This is a genomic window from Castellaniella sp. (genome assembly GCF_004321985.1).
Taxonomy (GTDB): domain Bacteria; phylum Pseudomonadota; class Gammaproteobacteria; order Burkholderiales; family Burkholderiaceae_B; genus Castellaniella.
The window spans coordinates 1-20480 of the sequence record NZ_SCQN01000019.1 but is presented as its reverse complement, the minus strand read 5'-3'; the positions used below and the strand labels follow the sequence as shown (position 1 = coordinate 20480).

At 61.9% G+C, this 20480-nt stretch carries 19 protein-coding genes, 1 pseudogene and 1 riboswitch; of the genes and pseudogenes, 5 read left to right on the top strand and 15 right to left on the bottom strand.

The genetic code is table 11. The annotated features are described in order from the left end of the window. The 4 genes and pseudogenes from EPN31_RS05035 to EPN31_RS05020 all read left to right on the top strand — a co-directional run. Positions 1-277: pseudogene (locus EPN31_RS05035) on the top strand (ABC transporter ATP-binding protein); the annotation flags it as partial. Further along, positions 274-993 carry an ABC transporter ATP-binding protein gene (locus EPN31_RS05030; protein ID WP_291770421.1) on the top strand — a complete coding sequence of 240 codons (720 nt, stop codon included), beginning with the start codon at positions 274-276 and terminating at the stop codon, positions 991-993. The pseudogene EPN31_RS05035 and the gene EPN31_RS05030, both read left to right, overlap by 4 nt. 49 nt (positions 994-1042) lie before the next feature. Beyond that, positions 1043-1459 (top strand): carboxymuconolactone decarboxylase family protein, encoded by a 417-nt coding sequence (locus EPN31_RS05025; protein ID WP_291770418.1) that lies wholly within the window; start codon positions 1043-1045, stop codon positions 1457-1459. A 4-nt stretch (positions 1460-1463) separates the two neighbouring features. Next, positions 1464-2402, top strand: coding sequence for an NAD(P)-dependent oxidoreductase (locus EPN31_RS05020; protein ID WP_291770415.1), 939 nt, complete (start codon positions 1464-1466; stop codon positions 2400-2402). A 10-nt stretch (positions 2403-2412) separates the two neighbouring features. On the opposite strand, the gene EPN31_RS05015 is transcribed toward EPN31_RS05020, so the two are convergent. Both EPN31_RS05015 and EPN31_RS05010 read right to left on the bottom strand, forming a co-directional pair. Continuing rightward, positions 2413-3243, bottom strand: coding sequence for an N-acyl homoserine lactonase family protein (locus tag EPN31_RS05015; RefSeq protein ID WP_291770412.1), 831 nt, complete (start codon positions 3241-3243; stop codon positions 2413-2415). Beyond that, complete coding sequence (locus EPN31_RS05010; RefSeq protein ID WP_291770410.1) at positions 3233-4483, bottom strand: alpha/beta hydrolase; 1251 nt, start codon at positions 4481-4483, stop codon at positions 3233-3235. The genes EPN31_RS05015 and EPN31_RS05010 overlap by 11 nt, the downstream gene beginning before the upstream one ends. A gap of 169 nt (positions 4484-4652) precedes the next feature. On the opposite strand from EPN31_RS05010, the gene guaA reads away from it, so the two are divergent. After that, on the top strand, positions 4653-6239 hold the full coding sequence (gene guaA / locus EPN31_RS05005; protein WP_291770407.1) for a glutamine-hydrolyzing GMP synthase: 1587 nt from the start codon (positions 4653-4655) through the stop codon (positions 6237-6239). A gap of 47 nt (positions 6240-6286) precedes the next feature. Here guaA and EPN31_RS05000 read toward each other — a convergent pair whose 3' ends face one another. From EPN31_RS05000 to EPN31_RS04940, 13 genes are all read right to left on the bottom strand, one after another. After that, on the bottom strand, positions 6287-7084 hold the full coding sequence (locus EPN31_RS05000; RefSeq protein ID WP_291770404.1) for an SDR family oxidoreductase: 798 nt from the start codon (positions 7082-7084) through the stop codon (positions 6287-6289). Position 7085: 1 nt separating this feature from the next. Beyond that, positions 7086-8099, bottom strand: coding sequence for an ABC transporter substrate-binding protein (locus tag EPN31_RS04995; RefSeq protein ID WP_291770400.1), 1014 nt, complete (start codon positions 8097-8099; stop codon positions 7086-7088). Positions 8100-8113: 14 nt separating this feature from the next. Continuing rightward, the gene (locus EPN31_RS04990; protein ID WP_291770397.1) at positions 8114-8890 is read right to left on the bottom strand and encodes an ABC transporter permease; all 777 of its coding nucleotides are present in this window, start codon (positions 8888-8890) and stop codon (positions 8114-8116) included. Next, positions 8887-9633 (bottom strand): ABC transporter ATP-binding protein, encoded by a 747-nt coding sequence (locus EPN31_RS04985; protein WP_291770394.1) that lies wholly within the window; start codon positions 9631-9633, stop codon positions 8887-8889. The genes EPN31_RS04990 and EPN31_RS04985 overlap by 4 nt, the downstream gene beginning before the upstream one ends. A gap of 13 nt (positions 9634-9646) precedes the next feature. Further along, positions 9647-11098 (bottom strand): acyl-CoA reductase, encoded by a 1452-nt coding sequence (locus EPN31_RS04980; RefSeq protein WP_291770391.1) that lies wholly within the window; start codon positions 11096-11098, stop codon positions 9647-9649. Continuing rightward, positions 11095-12189, bottom strand: a complete 1095-nt coding sequence (locus tag EPN31_RS04975) for a long-chain fatty acid--CoA ligase (protein ID WP_291770388.1) — start codon at positions 12187-12189, stop codon at positions 11095-11097. Before EPN31_RS04975 ends, EPN31_RS04980 begins: the two co-directional genes overlap by 4 nt. Positions 12190-12256: 67 nt before the next feature. Next, a riboswitch (TPP riboswitch) is annotated at positions 12257-12348 on the bottom strand. A gap of 26 nt (positions 12349-12374) precedes the next feature. Continuing rightward, positions 12375-13865 carry an efflux transporter outer membrane subunit gene (locus EPN31_RS04970; protein WP_291770385.1) on the bottom strand — a complete coding sequence of 497 codons (1491 nt, stop codon included), beginning with the start codon at positions 13863-13865 and terminating at the stop codon, positions 12375-12377. Continuing rightward, positions 13862-14980 carry an ABC transporter permease gene (locus EPN31_RS04965; protein WP_291770382.1) on the bottom strand — a complete coding sequence of 373 codons (1119 nt, stop codon included), beginning with the start codon at positions 14978-14980 and terminating at the stop codon, positions 13862-13864. Before EPN31_RS04965 ends, EPN31_RS04970 begins: the two co-directional genes overlap by 4 nt. Positions 14981-14984: 4 nt before the next feature. Then, on the bottom strand, positions 14985-16154 hold the full coding sequence (locus tag EPN31_RS04960) for an ABC transporter permease (RefSeq protein ID WP_291770379.1): 1170 nt from the start codon (positions 16152-16154) through the stop codon (positions 14985-14987). Further along, positions 16151-17923 carry an ATP-binding cassette domain-containing protein gene (locus tag EPN31_RS04955; protein WP_291770376.1) on the bottom strand — a complete coding sequence of 591 codons (1773 nt, stop codon included), beginning with the start codon at positions 17921-17923 and terminating at the stop codon, positions 16151-16153. Before EPN31_RS04955 ends, EPN31_RS04960 begins: the two co-directional genes overlap by 4 nt. A 1-nt stretch (position 17924) precedes the next feature. Beyond that, positions 17925-18965: a secretion protein HlyD gene (gene hlyD, locus EPN31_RS04950; RefSeq protein ID WP_291770373.1), complete on the bottom strand. Its 1041-nt coding sequence runs from the start codon at positions 18963-18965 to the stop codon at positions 17925-17927. 51 nt (positions 18966-19016) lie between these two features. Further along, positions 19017-19625 carry a TetR/AcrR family transcriptional regulator gene (locus tag EPN31_RS04945; protein WP_291770370.1) on the bottom strand — a complete coding sequence of 203 codons (609 nt, stop codon included), beginning with the start codon at positions 19623-19625 and terminating at the stop codon, positions 19017-19019. Between the two features lie 203 nt (positions 19626-19828). Then, a partial coding sequence (locus tag EPN31_RS04940) for a hypothetical protein (protein ID WP_291770368.1) occupies positions 19829-20480 on the bottom strand: 652 nt, incomplete at its 5' end.

Below are 20480 nucleotides of genomic sequence, written 5' to 3'. Positions count from 1 at the left end.
CAAACTCCTTTTGCTGGACGAGGTCATGGCTGCTCTCAACAATCAGGAAATGGACGATGTGCTGAATCTGGTTCAGTCGCTGCAACAGCGCGAAGGCATCACATTCATCATCATCGAGCATCACATGCGCGCAATCATGACGCGTTGCAGCAGAATCGTTGCGCTGAATTTCGGCCGAAAGATCGCCGAAGGGACCCCTCGAGAGGTAGCAGACGATCCGATGGTCGTGGAGGCATACCTTGGGTCCACCCTGGCGACCTCAGGGGGCGCCACATGAGCCTGTTGTCAGTGAGGAATCTCGTCGCTGGGTATGGCTCCGCGCCCGTGCTGCACGGTGTTTCGCTTGACGTTCCCGAAGGAAGCTTCGTTGCCGTCATTGGGGCAAACACTGCGGGGAAGAGCACTTTGCTTAGAGCGATTTCCGGATTATTGAAGAACGTCAGTGGTCAGATCGTTTTCAATGGACAGGAGATTCTCGGGGCACCAGCGGACCGGATGGCCCAACTCGGGATTGCACATGTCCCCGAGGGCCGACACGTGTTCCCCAAGATGACGGTCCAAGAGAATCTTCTCCTGGGGATGTATGCCACTCATAAGGCGCTGGGCTCTAGAGAGACCCAGTCTCGTCTGAATAGGATCTACACACTTTTTCCTCGGCTTCAGGAGCGTCGGCGCCAATATGCCGGGACGTTGTCGGGGGGTGAACAGCAGATGGTTGCACTGGGTCGTGCGCTTGTGCTAGCCCCGAAACTACTGATGCTGGACGAACCCAGTCATGGCCTGGCGCCTCGAATAGTCGAAGAACTGCATTCGACACTGGCCGATATTCATCGCACTGGTCAGACAATTTTGCTCATCGAACAGAATACGCAGCTTGCCTTGTCGGTTGCCGACCGAGCGTTCGTGCTCCAGTCGGGAATGATTGTATTGCAGGGAGCATCCGAAGATCTCCTCAAGGACTCCCGGGTCCGTACCGCGTATCTCGGGATTTAGCCACGTAACGGTATTGAATGTTTTCGTTGTTCTTTATTAGGAGAAAGTCATGCAAGAGTCTGAAACGAATGAACTCAAGGCCCTCTTCGACAAGGGGCTGAAAATACGCCGTGAAGTGCTGGGTGCCGAGTACGTCGACGGGTCACTCTCGAAGACGAACGATTTCATGATGGGCTTCCAGCATATTACGACTGAGTGGTGCTGGGGCTATGGATGGGGGAATCCGTCCCTGGATCGAAAGACGAGAAGCATCATCAATATCGCGATGTTGACCGCGCTTGGCCGTTCCAACGAACTTCGCCTCCATGTGAAGGGGGCGCTGACCAACGGTGTCACGGTCGACGAGATAAAGGGGATCCTCTTGCAGGCAACCATCTATTGCGGGATTCCAGCGGGTCTTGACGCCTTCAAGGCGGCGAACCAGGTCCTGGAAGAGTCCGGCGCATTCGAGGGCTCCAAGAGTTGATGCCATGTCCACTTCTATCAAGAAAATAGGCTTTATCGGTGTCGGCCACATGGGTACACCCATGGCGAGTTGTCTGCATCACGCCGGTTTTGATCTCGTGTTGATGGACGCTGACCCTTCTGCGGCAGCCTCGCTGGCAGAGGCGTTGGGCGGCACGGCTCAGGCTGTTGACCATGGTACTGATCTGGGAGTGCGGTGCGACCTGATCATCACCATGCTGCCCACCAGCGCCATCGTCAAGGAAGTGCTGCTTGGAAAGAGTGGCGTCCTGGCAGCAGCCCGGCCGGGTACCTGGTTCCTGGACATGACTTCGGGAGTCCCCGATCAGACTCAGGATTTGGCGAAGGTGGTTGCTGGTGCAGGATCGGCCCTTCTGGATGCTCCCGTTTCGGGCGGTGTTTCCCGTGCCAGGACTGGTGACCTTGCCATCATGGTTGGCGGAACCGATGCCCAGGTCGAGGCCGTTCGGCCGGTGCTGTCTGCCATGGGCAGCCGCGTTCTACACACTGGCGAGGTGGGATCCGGGCATGCCATGAAGGCCCTGAACAATCTCGTATCGGCGGGGGGCTTCCTGGTCGCTGTGGAAGCGCTCATGATCGGCGCTCGCTTCGGGCTGGACCCGGGAGTGATGGTCGACGTGCTCAACGTCTCGTCCGGATCGAACAACTCCACCCAGAAAAAATGCAAGCAGTTTGTCCTGTCCAGGACCTTTGACTCGGGGTTTGGCCTGGATCTCATGGTCAAGGACCTGACCATTGCGCTGGGCATTGCCCAAAACAAGCATACGCCGGCACCATTCTCTTCGCTGTGCAGAGAGATGTGGGCTTCCGCGGCGGCCGTCCTGGGGCCGGGCCAGGATCACACGGCCATCGCCAAGCTTGTGGAAACCCTCACTCATGCTGAACTTGAGTCCGCATCCGTGCCGCGCTCAGTAGAGGCATAAGCTGCACTTTTTATGGTGTGTGGGTTTTTTCTGGGCTTGCTGGAAGAGGGTTTTCGTGCAGCGCCACAATGCCCTGATCCTGGGCTCCCCAGGCAGGGTAGCGCTTCATGACCTCGGGGTCGTGACCCGGCACGATGTGCGCCGTCGACTCGGCCGCCCGCCGGAGCTTCTCATAGCCGGCCAGCATGTCCCCGACGTTGAAAACTATCGGAAAGGGCGACTGTTGGTCCATGTTCTCGTAGTAGTGACTGGCGTCCGATGCGAGCACTACCCAGCCGCGTCTGGTATGAACGCGAACCGCTTGCAGGCCCATCGTATGTCCACCAATGAGCAGTAGTTCGACCCCTGGATACAGCGTGTCATCGCCGTCATGGAAGGCGACACGGTCGTCATAGACCCCCTTCAGGACATCGATCACATCCTCGACGGTGTACGCGTGACACAGCGCGTGGTACTTCATGTATTTGCCGGTTGCATATTGCATTTCCTTTTCCTGGACATGCAATCTGGCATTTGGCAAAAGGTCGATGTTACCCGCGTGGTCGTAGTGCAGATGTGTCAGGATCACTTCGGTCACTTGCTCGGGCCGTACGCCTAGCAAGGCAAGGCCGTCTATCGGTGATCTCAGGAAATTGCGTTTGCGCTGATGCGCAGCCGCTTCATTGAAGCCCGTATCGACCAAAATCAGCTTTTCGCCGTTTCGTATGAGCCACACGAAATAATCCATGGGCATGCTGCGGTCGTAATGATCACAGGTCACGAAATTGGTGCCTCGCTGTTTGTCCACCCACGCGTAGCGGACTGCGAACACCTCATAGCATGGAAGATCGTCAATGGGCATTGGATGACACCATCCTTCTGATCAGGTCGAGTTCGGGAAGCAGGTAATCGAGCAGCCGTGATGGATTCTCCACCATGGGGAAGTGCCCCAAGTCCTGCATGACGATGAGCCTGGAACCAGGAATCACAGCGGAAACCTTGCCACTGTCCGTCGGCGATGCAGAGTAGTCGTAGGCACCCGTCAACAGTGTGATGATTCTGTTTTCGCCGCTCAAGCCGACAAGATCCGCTTCTGCGTCGAAGTCATCACTGTAGAAAATGAGGTCGCCGCCGTAGATGTCGAAGCCGCCTTGTCCATATATCCAGGCGGCCCTCCTGCGAAGGGCGAGGGGGCTGATGGGACTCATGAGCCCTCTGACATAGGCGGCGTTGTGGGCGACCTGATTGACCTGGGCGTGGCACAGCATTGGCGATCGGCGACCCTTTGCCTTCCAGGGCGCCTCAAGCGCGACAGCTGCCAATACTTCCTCTGGAAACTCTTTGGCAAGCTTCAGCGCCATGGCGGCTCCCATGGAACACCCCAGAATGACGATCTTCCGACGTAAGTACTGGGTGATGAACGCCTGGCAGATGCCGAGGTAGTCGGCCTTGGTCAGCACGTGGGGCCGCCAGGCGTGACCCTGGCGCGGCATGCTGCGTCCATGCCCCGGCATGTCGAATGCGACCAGGCGCCAGTCGCTTTGCAGAGACTCATTCGCCATCAGAGCGTGGTACTGGCGTGCATCTGCACCTGCGGTGTGCAGCATCAACAGGACCGGACCATCGCGCTTTCCGGATTCCTCTGTGAAGACTTGAATGCGCTCCCCGTCCGGCATCGTGAGCACCGCATAGTGGCCGGAAATGGACTGGAGCGACGGTTCATCCACGCCTTCGTCTCGTTGCCCGCGCAGGATTTCGAACAGCCGTTCCAGCGCATGCAGTGATTGTGCGATGTGCAATGCCTCGCCGGTGATCTTCACGGCACCAGACCGTAATGCGGCAGTCAGTGAGTGCTGTCCGACTGGCGGGCAAGCGGACATCACGTTTTCCCACACAATCGCAGGGGCGCTGATGATCAGACGTTCCGAGCCCGGAGCGCCAGTCAGAACTTCAATGGCGTGGATCCCGCCTGGGTCCCCGTCCTCGGTGATGCCGAGATCCAGGGCATTGTCCAACCCACGAATTGCCGCGATGAATTCTTGATCCTCCCGTGTCGCGGCAATTTGCGCATACAGCCTTTGCTCGGTTTCGCTTCGTTCCATAGGGGGTCGGCACCTCGCTCGTAGTCGCTCCATCAAGAAGACAATATATCCCTGGTCACCGGAGCAGGGAAGGTTGGTTTGGCGCCGATGAGCGTTCTCCGGTTGATCCGAGCGGTACCCCATGGGTTACCATTACGCCTTGTCAGGCCAATCCCACCTTTGACCCATCATGCATGAACGCATTCTGATCCTGGACTACGGTTCTCAGGTCACCCAGCTCATCGCCCGCCGCGTGCGCGACACCGGGGTGTATTGCGAGATCCACCCGGGGGACGTGAGTGATGACTTCATCCGTGCCCAGGAGGGAGTAAAAGGCATCATTCTGTCGGGCAGTCACGCGTCCGCCTATGCCGATGAATCACCAAAGGTTCCGGCTGCGGTCTTCCAGATTGGTGTGCCCGTACTGGGTATCTGCTACGGCATGCAGTCCATGGCGCAGCAACTGGGCGGTCGGGTCGAGTTCTCCGATCACCGTGAGTTCGGCTACGCTGAGGTCCGGGCACACGGTCACACCCGTTTGCTGGACGGTATTCAAGACTTCCAGACTCCCGACGGCCATGGGATGCTCAAGGTCTGGATGAGTCATGGTGACCGAGTCACGTCCCTGCCGCCAGGCTTCAAACGCATGGCATCGACGCCGACTTGCGAATTTGCCGGAATGGCGGATGAGACGCGCGGCTTCTATGCCTTGCAGTTCCACCCCGAGGTGACCCACACCGTTCAGGGTCAGGCCATCCTGCAGCGCTTCGTGACGGAAATCTGCGGTTGCGAGGGTGACTGGAACATGCCCGACTACGTGACGGAGGCCGTGGCGCGCATTCGTGAGCAGGTGGGTTCCGACGAGGTCATTCTCGGGTTGTCGGGCGGCGTGGATTCATCCGTCGCTGCGGCTCTGATTCATAAGGCCATCGGCGATCAACTGACTTGCGTGTTCGTCGATCACGGCCTGCTGCGCCTGAACGAGGCTGAGCAGGTCATGCAGACCATGTCGGCCAATCTGGGCATTCGTGTCATCCACGTGGATGCCAGCGCACAGTTCATGGGCCAGTTGGCGGGTGTGTCCGACCCTGAGGCCAAGCGCAAGATCATCGGCCGGGAGTTTATTGAAGTCTTCCAGGCGGAGTCGGCCAAGCTCAAATCTGCCCGTTGGTTGGCACAGGGCACGATCTACCCAGACGTCATCGAATCAGCTGCCTCGAAGACCGGCAAGGCGGTCGCCATCAAATCCCATCATAATGTCGGGGGGCTGCCTGACACGCTGAACCTCAAGCTGCTGGAGCCGCTGCGCGAGCTATTCAAGGACGAGGTCCGTCAGCTTGGCCTGGCGCTGGGTCTGCCGCCCGCCATGGTGTTCCGTCACCCGTTCCCGGGACCTGGACTGGGCGTGCGTATCCTGGGTGAAGTGAAGCAGGAATACGCCGATCTGTTGCGGCGAGCGGATGATATCTTCATCCAGGAACTGCGCGGCACTGTAGATCCCCAGTCAGGAAAGTCATGGTACGACCTGACCTCGCAGGCATTTGCTGTATTCCTGCCGGTGAAGTCGGTGGGCGTGATGGGCGATGGGCGGACTTACGACTATGTGGTGGCGCTGCGCGCCGTACAGACCACAGACTTCATGACGGCGGACTGGGCAGAGCTGCCATATTCATTGCTGAAGAGGGTGTCGTCGCGCATCATCAACGAAGTGCGAGGGATCAATCGGGTGACGTACGACGTGTCAAGCAAGCCGCCCGCAACGATCGAGTGGGAGTGATTTCCCGTCTGGTGGGCCAATGCAATAACTGGCCTTAAAATTCTGCATTACCGCATCACCAAGCCGCCGTCCACAAACAGCACCTGGCCCGTCATGAAGCCGCTCAGATCAGAGGCAAGGAACAACACCGGCCCGGCCACGTCCTCGGGTCGTGCCAGGCGCCGCATCGGTGTGGCCGCCATCAGCGATTCGCGGAAGGATTCGCGCGTAGCCAGGGTACCCTGGGTTGGGTAGACCAGGCCAGGAGCCACGCAGTTGACGCGTATGCCTACGGGGCCCAGCTCGCTGGCCAGGTTGCGGCTGAAGGCCACCAGCGAGGCCTTGGCTGTGGTGTAGTCGTGGTAGGGCACGACCGGGCACTCCACCAGATTGCTGGCGATGTTGACAATGCTACCCTGTGTGCGCTGGCGCATCCGTGGCAGGATCGCGCGGCAGACGTTGAAGGCCGAGCCTACGGTACCGTCGAATTGGGCCTGATAGTCGCTCCAGTCCAGATCGTCGAAGCGGCTGCGCCTCTCGGGATCAAAGGGATAGGGCCTGAAGGCGTTGTTGACCACGATGTCGATGGCACCCATCTCGCGGGCAATGGAGTCGGCCATGGCCTGCACTGCGCTGCGCGAGCCCACGTCGGCCTGGACGGCCCAGGCGTCGCCGCCTGCTTCTTTGCCTGCCATCTGGCAGGCCGCCACCGTCTGCGTGGCAGCTGCAGTGTTGGACAGGTAGTTCACGGCCACCGTCGCCCCTTCACGCGCAAAGGCCATGGCAATGGCTGCGCCTATGCCCCGGCCGGCGCCCGTGACCAGTACCACCTTGCCGCGCAAGCCCAATGAAGATGGTTGCCCCATGTCAGGCCCTGGGGATCAGCGTGGTATCGACTACATCCGATATCTTGATTTGCTTTTGCACCATACCCAGCGCCCGGTAAGTATCCGCTCCCTTTTGCAGGGCTGGGAGGTCAAAGCTACCCAGCGGTTTGCCGGCCTGCGTCGGCTGCGCTGATGCGTTGCGCAGGCGAATTACGTCGAGGTTGATGTCGCGCTGTGTCCCGTCGATCGCATACTTGCCGGCCAGAATGGCGGCTTCTTCGGGGTTAGCGATCATCCAGGCGGCGCTGTCGCGGTAACCCTTGAGGAAGGAACGCAGCAGGCTCTTGGTTTTGTGCAGCGTGTCCTCGCGCACCACAAACATGTCGCTGGGGATGTTCAGGTAGTCGCGTACCTGCATCACATCAACCTCACCCAGGCCCTTGCGACGGCCGACGGCCAGGCCGGTGTCGGTCGCGGCCGTGGCGTCGATCTGGCCCTGTATCAGCGGCGCGAAGTTGAGCAGGCCAGTGACCACGATGTTCACGTCCGATTCCTTGAGACCCACCTGGTGCAGCATCATCAGCAGATTCTGGCGCGTGCCGCTGGACAGGCTGTAGACGCCGATCTTCTTGCCTTTCAAGTCGGCCGGCTTATGGATGCCCTTTGACTTGAGCGAGACCACGTTGAACACGTTCTGCGGGTATATGTCGTAGATGGCGATCAGCTTCTCGCCTTTGTCCAGCGCCATGAAAAACGACCCGGGATCGGTGAAAGCCACGTCGGCCTGGCCACTGAGCATGTTGCGAATGGCGTCGCCGCCGCCTGTGCCCGGCAGGTAGGCCAGCTCCACACCCTGGGCCTTGAAGAACCCTTTGTCGGGCTCAGCCAGGATGTTGGTAATTTCGCTGATAGGCTTGCTCCAGCCTGCCAGGCGGATCTTACCCTGGGCGGGAGCGGCCCTGACGTGGCTGGCCAGCGCCAGGCCGACAAGGCCCGCCGTGGCGCCTAGCAGACTGCGACGAGAGAGGTACGGAGGTTGGTTTGGTATGTGCATGGCAGTGGTTGTGATCAAGGTGTGTGGGAAGAGAATGCATAGGCGCGCAGGAGCCATCGCTCCAGCAGCAGGCAGGATTGGTACAGCAGCAGACCCATGGCGGCGATCAGCACCAGGGCGGAGAACATAAGGGGGGTGTCCATCGTTCCTTGGGCCGTGATGACCACGGCGCCCAGGCCGCGGCTGGCGCTTATGAACTCGGCCACTACGGCGCCAACCAAGGCCAATACCGAAGCCACACGCAGGCCTGCAAGGATGGCGGGGAGACCCGTGGGCAGCTTCAGGCGCAACAGCGTCTGCATTCGGGTGGCGCCCAGCATGCGAAACAGCTGTAGCCGTTGGGCATCGGTCTGGCGCAAGCCGGTCAGGGTGTTTTCCATCAGCGGGAAAAAGCAGATCAGCGTGGTGATCAGCACCGTGGGAAGCATGCCGAAGCCAAACCACAGCACGAACAGTGGCGCCAGCGCCAGCTTGGGCACGACCTGACTGACCACAATGTAAGGTTTGAGCACGCGTTCCAGCAATTCGGATTCGGCCAGAGCCATGCCCGCCAGCAGGCCAACCACGCTGCCGGCCGCAAGCCCAAGCAGCACCGCTTGCAACGTGGCCCAGATGTGCTGCCAGAAATAGCCCGAAACCAGTCCGGACCATAGCGACGCTGCCACGGCCGAAGGAGTTGGCAGCACCAGGGCGGACAGGCCCCAGTGCCGTACCAGCAGTTCCCACAGGCACAGCAGTGCCAAAAACAGCGCGGCGGCCATGAGCCTGGCCTGGGATGGCGTTGGCGTCATGTGTGGCCTCGGTCCATGGCGGCCAGCACATGAGTGCAATAATCGTTGAAGGCCAGGCCATTGCGTATAGCCTGGGTGCGTGGCGCAGTCAATTCGATCGTCCAATCATGCACGATGCGACCCTCATGCATCAGGGCGATGTGGTCGCCCAAGTAGATTGCCTCGTTGATGTCATGGGTGACGAAGAGAACTGTAGTACCGCGCTCGCGGCAAGTGCGCAGCAGGTCGTCCTGTAACTCGGCGCGTGTGATGGCGTCCAGCGCGGCGAAGGGCTCGTCCAGCAGCAGCAGCGGTGGGGCGAGGATCAGCGCGCGCGCCAGCGCCACGCGGCTTTGTTGGCCGCCCGAGAGTTGACCCGGATGGTGCTGGGCGTGAGCTGCCAGGCCCAGCTGCTCCAGCAGCTGCAGTGCGCATGCTTCGTCCTGCTGCGTAGGCCGGCGCTGGAGCGACACGGGCAGCAGCACATTGGCCAGCGCCGTGTGCCACTCGAGCAATGTGGGCGACTGGAACATGAAACCCTGCTGCGGACCAGGATGCAATAGTTCGCTGCCCTGCAGCAGGATCCGACCGGACTGCGGCTTGAGAAGACCGGCTACCAGTTTGAGCAGGGTGGTTTTGCCGCAACCGCTGCGACCCAACAGGCAGTGGATCTCGCCAACCGGCACACTCCAGTCCACACCATTTATCACAGGCGGGCGGCTTGGGTAGGTGAAGAACACCTGCTCGATCTTGAGGAACTCCATGTCTTCGGCCCAGTCATTCCGAGTAGGGGGCGAACGGCTGCGCTGCGGCCTCGGCCGACTGCTCGATTTCTGCCATACGTACCAGGTCGAGCAGGTTGAAGCGCCCGTCATGGTGCCAGCCGGCCTCAGGCATGCTCATGGAGCCTATGGCGCTGATGCGCGTCACACCGGCTGCGCCCAGCAGGCCGGCCAACCGGTACAACTCTTCGGGCGGTGCGGCAATGCCTGCCGTCTGCAGGAACTCGCGCTGCGCAGCGACCATCGGCACGGCATCATCGAGGCTATCCACGCCCACCACGGCAATGGTGCGGTACAGAGCCGTAGGCGCGAGCGGCTGTAGGCTGTCGCTATAGGCCACGCCCCAGGCTGCATCCACAGGACCCAGCAGTTGCTGCTCTTCGTCCGACCATTCCACGGCCTGCTGCCATTTGGCGATGGCAGCGCGCTCTTCCAACACCAGTGAACGGCGCGCAAAGCGCCGCTGCAGGTTGGCCAGCTCGGCCGACAGATAGTCCGCAAAGGCGCGCGGCGGCACAGGCGCGCCGCGCTCCACATAGAAGGTATGGGGCGAGTAGCAGCCCTGCTGGTCGTAGCGCATCACGTCCCAGGCCGCCAGCCGCGCGACAGCGGGCGCCTTGAGCGTGTCCAGCGCCGCGGCGCCCACCATGCCGAAGCCCAGCCTGTGCCCGTGCGGCAAAAAGCGCGTCGTTACGGGCAGGCGCTGACGCAGGATGTCCAGCGTCTGGTTGTTCCCATAGGCCAGAACAGTGTCGGCCTCGGTGTAGAGCGCGTCGGCATCCTCGCCACCTGCGCCACTCCACCATACTATGGCCAAGCAATCGGCCAGCGGTGGATGGACCTCGGCCAGCAGTCGTGCGAACCAGCCTGAGAACAGCGGCTCAGCACTGGCCAGCTTGCCGACGCTCGGCGCCTTGACCAGCAGACTGCAGACTAAGCTCCACAGCGACAGCGCGGGCACATTGCCGGCCCATACATGTGCTAGCAGATCGGGCCCGAAGGCGCGTACAGCCCCGCCCTTGGGCGCGGGCTCAAAACCATCGAGTATGGCCGGATTGGCAAAGTCCTCGGCCACGAAGCGGCGCAGCTGCGCAGCGCGGAAGGTCTTGAGAAAACCCGTCAACCCCAGCCGCACCATATCCGTGTCATATCCGCTGATTACGGGTAGCCAGGTTTCCGCGAGGCGGCGATAGGGATCGTTGCGGTCGAGCAGACGGGCGATAGCGCGATCAATAGCATTGATAATCTCGGCCACTGGCATGGCCTTCAGGTGGCGGCCGGCGGCCTGGCGTACATGGGCCGTCAGCGCGCGCATCTGCGCGCCGGTGAGCACGGGCACGGAGACTTCCAGCCTCAGCCCGTTGCTCTCAAAGGGCAGGATATGCCACTGCACCTCTTCCTCGCGCAGGCCAGGTAGGTAGCCGGCCGTGATCCGCTCGGTTGTCATGCGGTGGCAGCCTTGACGAACTCCTCAACAGCCAGCGAGCAGCCTTTGGCGGCGGCGCCCTCGGCGCGCCCCAACAGCAGGAAGCCGCTGGTTTCGTCGCGGTTGGCCCACAGTCCTACGTCCTCGGTGAGGATGGTGGTGACGGCGTCATAGTTGGCCAAGTCGCAGTGCACGAGGATGCCGTGTTTTCCACTCGCCACGTTGCGGCCGGTGAGGGGGTCGACGAGGCGCGAACGTATCCAGTGCGGCCCTGACTTGACCGAAGGTAGCGTGGCATTGCCGTTGTCATAGAACTGCGTGCTCAGCTCGGTCATGCCGTACATGTTGATGCAGCAATTGCGCGGCACACCCAGCAGTTGCGACAAATCGGTGTAGAAATCCTCTGGTGGCAGCTCGCGCGACTGGCCTTTATAGCCGCCTGTGTCCAGGATACGGCTCCCGGCCGGAAGGTGAAAACTGCGGCCCTGTTCGCGCAGGGCGTCCATTACATGCACCATGCTGAAGCTGGCGCCCAGCAGTGCATAGGGCTGTTCGCTGGCCTCGGCCTGCTCCAGCGTCGCGCACAAGCCCTGCATGTCTAAGCCTTCGGGGCGCATAAAGTAGCGGCTGTCGGATGTACCGAATTCGGATTTGGCCAGTGCTAGATAGTGGGCCAGCGACGAATTGGGCATAGCCTGCTCGTCGGGGAACAGGATGCCCATGGGAAGGCGCCCCGTGCCCCGCATGAAGCGCTGTGCGAAGTTACGCGTCATCGACAGGTCGTAGACATCGAGCGTGGGATGGAAGTTACGCCCGCGCGTCGCGCGGCCCGTGGTGCCGCTGGTCATGAACACGTGCTCAGTGGGCGAGGCCGGTGCGCTGCGTAGTTCCGTAGCCTTGAACGCATCGATAGGCACGGCTGGGATGTCGCTCCAAGTCTTCACATTACGCGGTGTAGCGCCGCGACGCTGACAGAAGCGACGAAACGGCGTGTTCGATTGATACTGGTAGGCAAACAGCCGCAAGGCGAGTGTGTTGAACTGGTCATCAGTGCTGCGATCCATAGCAATGAATGCCAGCACGTCTGCAACCAGCGAAGCAGCCTGGTCCATGGAATTCCTTCGAGAGCAGGGGATATACACTCCGAAGGTTCCAGCATGTACCGGCGCAATGCACGGCCCAGCTGAAATAAGCTCTTCTTACGCCGGAATGACCCGGTTCAAGTTCTCGGGTGTAGATCTCAGCACTGGCGTGCACCCCGGAGCAGCAACCATGCTACCCAAAGTGGACCCCTCGGTCAAGACACAGTCTCGTCCTTGTGTACGTCCCAACCACCACCGAGGGCCTTGTACAGCGCCACCAATTGCACGGCGGCATTGGTGTGTGCCCGTGCCGCCGCAGTTTCGGCCTCGTGCATGCTGCGCTGAGCGGCTAGCAGTTCGACCAGCGTAATGTCGCCTGCCGTGTAGCGCGCCTTGGCATGGCTGTAATTTGTGCGCGAAGCATCCAGTGCCACGCCGCGGCGTTCCAGTGTGTCCAGCCCGCTTTGGTAGTCGCCCAGCGCGCGTTCAGCATCACCCAGCGCTGCCAGCACGGCCTGCTCGTAGGCCAGCGCGGCCCCCCGCTCGGCCGCCTTGCGTGCCCGAATCTCAGCGCGGACGCGACCACCGTCGAACAAGCGCCAAGAAATCAACGGCAGGATAGAGAAGCGTGAACTGGAGGCATCAAACCAATTGCCTGTGCTGAGCGCCTGGAACCCGCCGCTGGCACTGATAGAGAGTTTAGGGAACAGTTCTGCTGTGGCTACGCCAATGTCGGCGGAACTCGCCGCCAGGCGCCGTTCAGCAGCCAATACGTCAGGGCGCCGGCGCAGGATATCGGCTCGCTCGCCCACCGGCAGCGCCCGCAGCGTGCTCGGCGCCAAGGGGCCGTCCAGCAGGGCGAGTTCCCGCTCCGGTGGGGCGCCCAGCAGCACGCCCAAGCTGAGCACTGCGGCACGCTGGCGCGCCTCGATATCCGGCAAGAGTGCGTCGACTGCTGCCCATTGAGCGTACGCCACCTCTACGTCGGCAGCCGACGCGTCGCCCAACGCATGCCGCCGGCGCACCAGTTCCAGGGTCTGCTGCAATGTGTCCAGCGTGGCCCGTTGTGCGTTTAGCTCGTAGTGGGCGCCGACGGCAGTGAACCAGGTGCGCGCAACCTCGGCCACGATGCGCATGCGGATACCCTGTGCCTCGGCCTCTGTCGCCTGCAGGCGGGCACTGGCGCCTTCCAGCGCGCGCCGCTTGGCGCCGAATAAATCAACCTCCCAGGCCGCGTCGAAGCCCGCGTCATAGATGGTCTGCGTGGGTTCGAGGCCGGGGATCTTGCCGACGGGCAAGGGGCCGTTCTCGCTTTGGCGGCGTCGGTTGACGCTCGCGCCGGCGCCAACGGTCGGTAATGCCTCACCGGCCACACGATCACGCAGGGCACGCGCCTCATCGATGCGTGCCGCAGCTTGGCGCAGATCCAGGTTCTGAGTTAACGCGGTGGCCATCAGTCGATCGAGAACGGGGTCGTCCAGTGCAGACCACCAGTGGCTCAGGTCTGCGGACTGAGCTTTGCTGGCCAACGGCAAGGTCCAGCCGGTGCCGACGTCGACAGGCGGCGGTTCGTGGTAGTCGGGGCCTACGGCCGCGCAGGCGGTCAGCAGTACGCAGGACAGGGCCAGCGCGAGAGCGCGCGCGCGCCCAGGAAGCAGGCTGGAATCGGCTGCACGAAGTACCGGAGTAGGGATCTTGGGTTTCATTGCAGGCGTCCTCGAACGAATACGGTGGCCATGGTCAGCGTTGCCAGCGCAATGACCGCCAGCGGCCATAGACTGGCCAGAATGTTGCTGGGTGGCATAGCCTTGAGGAAGCTGCCCTCGACGATGATCAGGAAGTGGGTCAGCGGGATGGCCTGCGCCAGCCATTGCAGGACGACGGGCATGTTCTCTACCGGTGTGGCGAAACCGGATATCAGCACCGCCGGGATCCCCACGGCGAACGCGCCGAGGATGGCCTGCTGTTGCGTCATGCTGACCGCAGAAATCACCAGGCCGATACCAACCACTGACAGAATGAACAGCACCAAGCTGGCGAGCACAAGTGCGAACGAGCCGGTGAACGGGATGTCGAACAGGAAGACGCCAGCGCCGATCATGAATAGCCCCAGCAGCGTGCCGATGGCGAGTGCTGGCAGCGACTTGGAAACGATAATTTCAGACGTCGACGTGGGGGAGACCAGCAACTGGTCGAACGTGCCAAGTTCACGTTCGCGCGCAATTGACAGCGAGGTGATCAAAAGCGAGCTGAACAGCGCCAGAATGCCGGTCAGGCCGGGCACGATATACCAGCGATAGACCAGATTCGGGTTGAACCAGTGGCGTACCACGACGGGCGCTGGCGCTTGTGCATCGGGCACCACTTCGGCGCCAACATCAGCCGCGATGGTCGACAGGTAGGATACGGTGATCTGCCCCGAGTTGCTGCGCCGGCCATCGACCAGCACCTGCGCACGGCCACTGTCGCCGGCGGCAATCGTGCGCGAGAAATCCACAGGAATAGTCAGCGCCGCAATCACATCGCCGCGGTCGATCAGCTCGTGCAATCGCTGCCTGCTGTCGATGTGAAGCACATGGGTAATGAACTGGGCACTTTCCAGCCGTTGCACCAGCTCGTGCGACCAGCGGCCCGCGTCCTGGTTGTAGACGGCAATATCGACGTTGCGCACTTCCAGTGTGGCAGCAAAGGCAAACACCAGTAGTTGCAGGATGGGTGGCACAAATACCACCATGCGACTGCGCGGATCGCGCAGGACACTGAGCACTTCTTTGATGAACTGGGCGCGCAGACGGATGAACGAGAATGCGGAGGTCAACATGGGTTCACTCCAGGTTCTTGCGCGTGGCGCGCTTGGCGATCGTGAAGAACAGAACCCCGATCGCGGTCATCGCCGCCAGATTGGGCAGGAACACCGCCCAGATATCTCCAGCCAGGAACACGGTTTTGAGCGAATCGACGAAGTAGCGCGCTGGGACCACCCGGGTGATGGCCCGGATCGGCGCGGGCATGGCGTCGATCTCGTACAGAAAGCCCGACAACATGAAGGCCGGCAGGAAACCCGTGAACAGCGCAATCTGCGCCGCCAGGAACTGGTTGCGTGCCAGTGAGGAAATCAGCAGGCCCTGGCCCAACGCCGGCACCATGAACACGGCGGACAGCAGCAGCAGAGCCAGCAGGGAGCCACGCATCGGCACGCCGAATACAAACACGGCCAGCGCCGCCGCGACCAGCGTGGACAGCATGCCGAGCACGAAGTACGGCAGCAGCTTGCCGATCAGGATCTCGGCTACCGATGCGGGTGTGGACAGCACGGCCTCCATGGTGCCGCGCTCCCATTCGCGCGCCACCACCAGAGCGGTGAGCATGGTGCCGATGATGGTCATCACGATGGCGATGGCACCAGGGATCAGCGCGCGGCGGCTTTCCAGCTCGGGGTTGAACCAGTAGCGCGGCTCCAGCACGACGGACTGCACGGGGGCCGCCACGTCGAGCCCAGCGCGCCAGGTCTGCACCACGCCGCGAGCGTAGTTCTCGACATAGTTGGCGGTGTTGGGGTAGGAGCCGTCGGTGATGATCTGCACCAGCGGCTCGCTGCCGCGCTGTGCCAGGCGCTGTTCGAAATCCTGCGGAATCACCACGTAGCCGCGCAGGTCGCCAGACACCAGCTTGTCGGCCACCTCTCGCCGGTCATGGGCGAACTGCACATGCAGGAAGCGGGTGCGCGAAAACGCAGCGGCCAGCGACTGAGCCGACGCGCCGGGGGATTCGAGCACCACGCCGACACGAACATTCTTGGCGTCCAGCGACACCGCATAGGCAAACAGCAGCAGCAACACCACTGGCAGCACGAAGGCAATCAGCAGCGTCGAAGGGTCGCGCAGCGCCTGGTGGCTTTCCTTGGTGACCAGGGCCATCAAGCGCCGCAGGTCGAAGCGACGCAAGTCGACCGGTATCGGGTCACTCCCCTCCGTGTGCTTTGTGGGGCGGTTCATACGGCAGTCTCCATCTCGCGCGCTGCCGACTCGACCAAGTGGATGAAGGCATCCTCCATGGTCGGGTCGGGTCGTTCGAGACTCGCCGTCGAGCGTTTGAGCGCATCAGGCGTATCCAGGGCAATCAGCCGGGCACTAGAGAGCATGGCCACGCGGTCGCAGTATTCGGCCTCGTCCATGAAGTGGGTGGTGACCATGATGGTCACGCCCTTGCGGGCCAGGCCGTTGATGTGGGTCCAGAACTCGCGCCGGGTGATGGGGTCCACACCCGAGGTCGGCTCGTCCAGGAACAGCACCGTGGGGCGGTGCATCAGCGAGCAGGCCAGCGCCAGACGCTGCTTGTGCCCCAGCGGCAGGGAATCGGGCGTGGCCGAAAGCCAGTCGCCCAGATCGAAGGTTTCGATCATCTCGGCGATGCGCTCGCGCCGTGTGCTGCCTTCCAGCCCGTAGACTCCGGCCGAGAATTCCAGGTTTTGCTGCACCGACAGCAGGCCGTAGAGCGAGAACTTTTGGGCCATGTAGCCCAGGCGGCTCTTGGCCGCACCGGTGGCGCGGCGCAGGTCGAGCCCCACCACATGCGCTTCGCCCGAAGTGGGTTTCAGCAGGCCGCACAGCATCTTGAAGGTGGTGGACTTGCCGGCCCCGTTGGGGCCGAGCAGGCCGAAGATTTCGCCCTTTCGCACCTCGAAGCTGACCTTGTCGGTGGCCGTAAATTCGCCGAAGCGCTTGGTGAGATCGCGGCACGACACGGCAATGTCCGAACCCAACTCGACCGGCAACAGCCGTTCGGCCAGGGTTGAAGTGCCGCCAGGGCCTCCGCCGAGCAGGTCGATGAAGGCGTCTTCGAAGCGCGCCGGCACCTGCGCCAGCACTACCCGCGTGCGGTCGGCCAAGGCCTGCACCTGTGCCACATCTGCGCCCGCGCGCAGCACCACGCGCACACCAGCGCCCTGGATCACGCCATCACTGACGCTGGGCAGATCAAGGGCTTCGGTCAGGACCTCCCGGCGGTTGGCCCCTACACTTTCCAGACGGAAACTTCGGCCTTCAAGCTGCGCGGTCAATTCTTGCGGCGGACCATCGAACAGGAGCTGCCCGTGGTTCAGCAGCAGCACGCTTTCGCAGCGCTCGGCCTCATCGAGGTAGGCGGTGGACCAGACCACGGCCATGCCCTCACCGGTCAGCGCCTGCACCATGCGCCACAGGTCCTGGCGGCTGACCGGATCGACGCCCACCCCGGGCTCGTCCAGCAGCAGTACTTTGGGTCGCGCCATGAGCGCACAGGCCAGCCCCAGCTTCTGCTTCATGCCGCCCGAGAGCTTGCCGGCGAGACGTTTGGTGAATGGCCCAAGCCGCGTAAAGTCGAGCAGCTCGGCAAACAGATCGGCATTGCGTCCAGCGTCCATGCCGCGCAACTCCGCGTACAGGCGCATGTTCTCCATCACCGACAGGTCCTCGTACAGACCGAAGCGCTGTGGCATGTAGCCGCTAGCGATATGGATGGCATCATTGTCCTTGATCACGTCGAAGCCGGCCAAGGTGACGCGGCCAGCATTGGGCGCCAGCAGGCCGGTCAGGATGCGCATCAGTGTCGTCTTGCCGGCACCATCCGGGCCGACCAGGCCCGTCAGCCGTCCATAGTGGATGTGTGCGCTCAGGCCTCGCAGGGCCTGCACCTTGCCGAAATGTTTGTCCACGCCTTCGATGACGACGGCGGCACTCAAGGCCGTGCCGTTCGGCGTGGCAGCGATGGCGGCATCTGCGGGCATCTCAGCGTTTTCCGGTCTGTGCGGCAGGGCCAGACTGGGCATCGACCGTGATCGTCACCGGCATGCCCTGGCGCAGCGCTGTGTCGCTGTCGGCTTCGTCGATGACGATACGCAGCCGGTACACGAGGTCGGTGCGCAAGTCGGTCGTCTCCACCGTCTTGGGAGTGAATTCGGCGCGCGGCGAGATGAAGCCGATCTGGCCGCGATAGACCTTGTCCGACGAGTCACTTTTGACGTGCACCACTGTGCCGGGCGCAATGCGCCCCAGATCCGGCTCACCCACATAGGCGCGCACGTAGACCGGCTTGTCCAGACTCAGGCTGTAGACCGTGCTCTGGCTGGCAACCATGCTGCCCGGCTCACGCACGCGTGCGATCACGGTGCCGTCGCTGGGCGCTACCAATTCGGTGTCCGCCAAGGCTGTGGTAGCTTGCGCGGCTGCCGCCTGCGCGGCCGCCAGGCGGGCCTCGGCCGCCGCGATGTCTTCCTTGCGGAAGCCTTCGGATGCCTGCGACAGAGCTGCCTTGGCTGCTTCCGCGCCAGCGGTTGCCTGATCGCGCGCCAGGCGTGCGGTATCGACCGTGCGCTGGCTACTGGCGCCTGATGCCAGCAGGCGGCTCTGGCGCTGGAAGTTACGTTCGGTCTCGGTGGCGAGCGCCTGCGCCTGTCTGAGTGCTTCGCGTGCCTGAGTGATCTCTTGCGGGCGCAAGCCACGACGCAGCTTGGCCAGCTCCGCCTGGGCAACCTGTACCTGAGCCTGCGCTGCCGCAAGTGCCTCCCGATACGGCTGCGCGTCCAGTGTGGCCAAGCGCGTGCCAGCGCTGACGGTATCGCCCTCGTCGAACGCCATCTGCATTACGCGCCCAGGCTGGCGGAAGGCCAGTTGTACCTCGCGAATGTCGATATTCCCGTAGAGGTGCAGCGAGTCTTCTTTGCCATGGTCGCGCAATAGCCAGAACGCCAGTCCGCCACCAGCGACGAGTATGACGACGGCAATCATGAGCCAGCGGGTTCTTTTGGTGGGGGTGTTTGGAGTAGTCATTGATGGGGTTCCGCTAGATAACGCTGTTCAACGTTTGCGGTCGAGTGGTCTTCACTGGGTGGATGTGATACCGCGGAGATAGATGACAAACACTGCTGGAGCGTCACGCCGGATGCGACTGACCTTGCCGGCCAGCAGTGACTGCATGACCAGTCCTTGGATTGTTCCGATGAACAACACGGCGGCGGCATCCACGTCCAGATCCGCGTTCAACTCGCCCTGTGTCTTACCTGCCTCCATCAGACGGCGCAAGCGTTGTTGATACTGACGGATCAAGGTTTGTACCAGCCGCTTGGCCAGTGTTTCGCCAGAACGCTGCAGCTCCCCGAAAAGTATGCGCGGCACGCCTGGGTGCTCCGCCACGAAATCGATATGCGTCATGAACACGGCTCTAAGAGCTGCGGCAGGTGACGTGGCGCCTTCAGCCGCCTTATCTACTCTGACCAGCAGGCGCTCGCCGACCCAGGACATCGTCGCTTCCAGAATTGCGTCCTTGGTAGAGAAGTGGCGAAACAGGGCCCCCTGCGTCAAGCCCATTTGATTGGCAATGGCCGTGGTCGTGATCTCGGCAGGGTTCTGGTCTGCAGCCAAAGCGATCACGGCTTGCACTGTGGCTGCGCGCCGCTCCTCCGCGGACAGGTGCTGGGGACGCTCATTCACAGTCTAGGCTCCGTGTAGTAAGTAATCTATTACTATCTTATCACCTAAAATACCATCCTACAAGATCAAAAACCTGATTGCTTGGCTTAGAGCTACCGATCTGGACCAGAGCTCGCCTGATCCCAGCCGCTCTCGCCCGTTGCGGCGGGCCGGGATGGACGAGAGACCGGTATCGCTACACTTTCGTTGATGCCGACACAGGGTCAGGCCTTACCGGGCTTCACCGTGAATGGCATGATCATGCCGAGTTCGAAGTGGGGCTTGCCTGTCTTGATGTCTGGCACGAAGCAGATCGCAAAATAATCGCCCGGTTTTAGGTCCAGCACGGCCCAGTTCGTCTCTCCAGGGTTCAAGGGAGCGATTCCTGCCATCCCAACGAAGGGGGGTGGACCCGCATGGGGGCTGGTGGAATCGGGCGGTGCAGCCGTCAGGATCTTTTCGATCTGCGCAAACGACATGCCCGGTGCGATGCGGTTCAGGATGATCTCGTGCAGCTGCTTGCCCGTGTCCACGACCTTCCAGACATGCTTTCCAGCCTTGACCTGGCGAGGCAGATTTGTGAAGGAGAAATCGACCAGATCGACGGTTACGGAAGCCGCCGGTGGTTTCCCTTCCTGCGTCGCCTGAGAGACTGTCAGGGGAGCCAGCATCCCCATCTTGTAGTGCGGCATGTCATCGGCGCCGGGCACTATGCAGATGACGACATATTGGCCAGGTGTCAGGTTGAGTATGGCTGTGGATTTCTGTCCCTGGTCGACGCTACCGGGTCCGCCAACGGATGTCGATACAGAAAACAATGCTCCCACATCCTCGTGCTGGGCGATTTTCATGAAATCATCCAGGGTCTTGCCGGGA